Here is a 720-nt window from a genome sequence, read left to right as displayed (position 1 = left end):
ATGAGTTTGGGACTAAGAAGGCATGGGAAGAGACTAGCCATCTCGCACCCATCCCACTTACAGACAGGCAAGGGGAACAATAATGCCACAGGAAATCATCTTCGGAGAAGAAAAACGCGAATACGTTCTTGATGCACTCAACCGAGAGGTTGATGACGACGGATTTGTCGTCAAACCTAACGGGGAGCGCGTCCTAGCCACTGACGGGGAACCTATCAAAGCGGATGACATTGGGTATATTGGCCACGGTTCTACTGACTTTGTCCGCGACGATATCTCTGAAATTCGCAAGTATCTCCACGATTCATAGTATTCTATATGGGCGATTGGGACAATTTTCTGGGAAATCTTTTTTCGAGTAGCGATACCAGCGGCAATACTCACGACGAAAACGAGGACCAATCTCCGTTAGCCGAAGACGACCCCCATCACAAATATTCGACAGGGACAGCGCTCGAGGTCGACCAATCACCAGATAAGCCCGACGAGTTACCTGACCAATCACAATATGACGTTGTCTCCATCACAGCCCTAGACGACGGTCAAATTTATCAAGTCGATACAGTAAATGGCCGGGAGGTTTTGTTTGTAGACCCAGAGAACGCGGGAGACGCCCGTCAACCCGACGCTAAGGCTTCAATCAGAGACGGCAAAGAAAAAACAGGTGGTCTATCACCATCTAAAACACATCCTCTGATTGCTGCCTATCATGGCACAGGG

Annotated in this window: 2 protein-coding genes; both read left to right on the top strand. The window is 49.0% G+C overall.

What is annotated here, in order from left to right; translation table 11 throughout:
- Positions 1 to 82: 82 nt before the first annotated feature.
- Positions 83 to 310 (top strand): hypothetical protein, encoded by a 228-nt coding sequence (locus tag ACFR9S_RS14680; RefSeq protein ID WP_049989054.1) that lies wholly within the window; start codon positions 83 to 85, stop codon positions 308 to 310.
- 8 nt (positions 311 to 318) lie between these two features.
- Positions 319 to 720: hypothetical protein (locus tag ACFR9S_RS14675; RefSeq protein ID WP_379818956.1), on the top strand; the 402-nt coding region annotated here is incomplete at its 3' end.

Source organism: Halolamina salina (genome assembly GCF_042678005.1).
GTDB lineage: Archaea > Halobacteriota > Halobacteria > Halobacteriales > Haloferacaceae > Halolamina > Halolamina salina.
Note: the sequence above shows the minus strand (reverse complement) of the source record. Positions and strands in the feature narration are given on the sequence as shown.